We start from the raw sequence: 2404 nt of genomic DNA, 5'->3' as shown, positions 1-2404 counted from the left end.
CAAAAACCTTAACAAAGACGTTGTTGCCGGTAATATTATTTTAATAGATGATGGGTTAATTGAACTTGTAGTTGAATCAATTGAAGGAAATAATGTTCACTGCATTGTTAATAACTCAGGTATTATTAGTAACAATAAGGGTGTTAACATACCAAACGTAAAGATTAAACTACCTGCATTAACTAATAAGGATATTGATGATATTATATTTGGAATAGAAAATGACATTGATTTTCTTGCAGCCTCTTTTGTTCGTAAGGCATCTGATATATTAGAGATAAGAAGGGTTCTAGAGAAGAACAATGGTACGAGTATTAGCCTTATCTCTAAAATCGAGAATAGGGAAGCTGTTGAGAATATAGATGAGATTATAAAGCTATCAGATGGAATAATGGTTGCTAGAGGGGATCTTGGGGTTGAGATTCCAGCTCAAGAGGTACCCCTTGTTCAGAAGATGATAATCGAAAAGTGTAATAGAGCAGGGAAGTTTGTTATAACCGCAACTCAGATGCTAGACTCTATGATGAGGAACCCAAGACCAACAAGGGCAGAGGCAAGTGATATTGCAAACGCTATATTTGATGGAACAGATGTTATTATGCTTAGTGGAGAAACCGCCAACGGTAAGTATCCGCTTGAGTCACTGAAAACCATGTCTGATATAGCACTTATGACAGAAACCGCAATTGATTATGATAAGATTTATCTATCTAAGCGCCAAAGTGATAGAAGCAATACAACTAATGCTATTAGTTGTAGCTGCACATCAGCAGCTAATGAACTTGGAGCAGCAGGAATTATAGCAGCTACCCAGTCAGGACATACTGCTAGAATGATATCAAAATACAGACCAAAGTGCCAAATAATCGCCTCAACCCCACATGAGAAGGTAGCTAGGCAGCTTTCACTTGTATTTTCAGTTGTACCTATTATTGTTAAGGAATCAGATTCAGCAGAGGAATTAATGAACCTTTCAATAGAAAAAAGTCTATACTGCTCCCTACTTAAAAAGGGAGATCTTATAGTATTTGCAGCTGGGGTACCTGTAGGATTTACTGGAACAACTAATATGATGAGAATTCATATAGTTGGAGATGTACTTGCTAACGGAATAGGTATGGGAGATGCTACATATGGTTATGCATGTGTTGTTAACCATGAAGCGGATATTGAAGAGAGTTTATCAACTGGAGATATACTTGTTGCTAAGAGATTAACACGTGACTTTATGCACATTGTTATGGATAGGGCAAGAGGTGTTATTATTGAGGGTGGTGGACTTACATCACATATTGCGATAGAATGTATTAGTATGAAGCTTCCTATAATTGTAGGAGCAACAGGAGCAACTGATATTATTAAATCAGGAGCATTAATTACAATGGATACACTTAATGGACTAGTATACTCTGGCAAAGCCAAGGTTATGTAGAACTAAAGTTAGGGGGAATTATAATTATGTTCGATAAGGCTAGATTTATAAGATTAGCATTTACAAGTTTCTTTTTTGCTGTTATTTACTCAATAGGTCTATCAATAGTAGATGGATTTGCAGTAGGTACATTCATAAAAATCACTTTACTTCTTACTGTAATTTTCATAGTAGTATTAAATATTGTTGATTTTATAATACGTTTTTTCAAAAAATCCAAAAGAAAATAACAAAAATATTAATTTATATGGTAAAATATAAGAACCCAATGAATAAATGTACTACATATGGCTAATAATTTTAATACCATAAGTAGGTAATTATGGGCAACTGATTCTTCATGCACATCACCTAAGTAGATGTGCTTTTTTTTATTTTTTGCATAATTTCTATTCTTTAGTGGAATATTAACTTCAAATACTTTATAAAGGAGTTGATATTATGAAACTTAATGGATTAGACTGGTTAGGACTTGTATTAACTATTGTTGGAGGACTTAACTGGGGACTTATTGGAGTATTTAACTTTAACCTAGTAAGCTTTTTATTTGGTGTAGACACTATTTGGTCAAGAATAGTTTACATCCTAGTTGGTATAGGAGCACTTATACTTATTTATACAGCATCAACTATCCAATCAAGAACAACATGTAATAAATAACTTTTAAGGGCCTAGTTATCTAGGTCCTTAATCTTTTTAGTATGGGTTATATAGCAGGTGCAGTTACATAAAACATACTAAAAAGATTAAGTACACTTACAACATAAATAATTATTATAAACAAGGACAAGGGGATAAGAAATACTCTTACATAGCCTTTTTCAACTGTAACATTTGGATCATCTAAGTTTGTGTACGTTATATTCACCTCACAACAAAGGTAAGAGTTCTACTATTACATAATATGTAGTTACGGATTAAAGGTTACAATAATTTATTATTATGTTAATTAGGATTATTTAGGTTTATAAA

3 protein-coding genes are annotated in these 2404 nt (G+C 32.9%); all 3 read left to right on the top strand.

Annotated elements, in window-relative coordinates; genetic code table 11:
* On the top strand, positions 1–1432 hold a 1432-nt coding region (pyk, locus tag RR539_RS07975), incomplete at its 5' end, for a pyruvate kinase (RefSeq protein WP_332500315.1).
* A 26-nt stretch (positions 1433–1458) separates the two neighbouring features.
* A complete protein-coding gene (locus tag RR539_RS07970; RefSeq protein WP_332473793.1) occupies positions 1459–1662 on the top strand; it encodes a hypothetical protein in 204 nt (67 codons plus the stop codon).
* A 211-nt stretch (positions 1663–1873) separates the two neighbouring features.
* A complete protein-coding gene (locus RR539_RS07965; protein ID WP_332500314.1) occupies positions 1874–2092 on the top strand; it encodes a DUF378 domain-containing protein in 219 nt (72 codons plus the stop codon).
* Positions 2093–2404 lie beyond the last annotated feature (312 nt).

Origin of the sequence: Clostridium sp., assembly GCF_036639235.1 — a bacterium.
Taxonomy (GTDB): Bacteria; Bacillota; Clostridia; order Clostridiales; family Caloramatoraceae; genus Clostridium_AB.
Note: the sequence above shows the minus strand (reverse complement) of the source record. Positions and strands in the feature narration are given on the sequence as shown.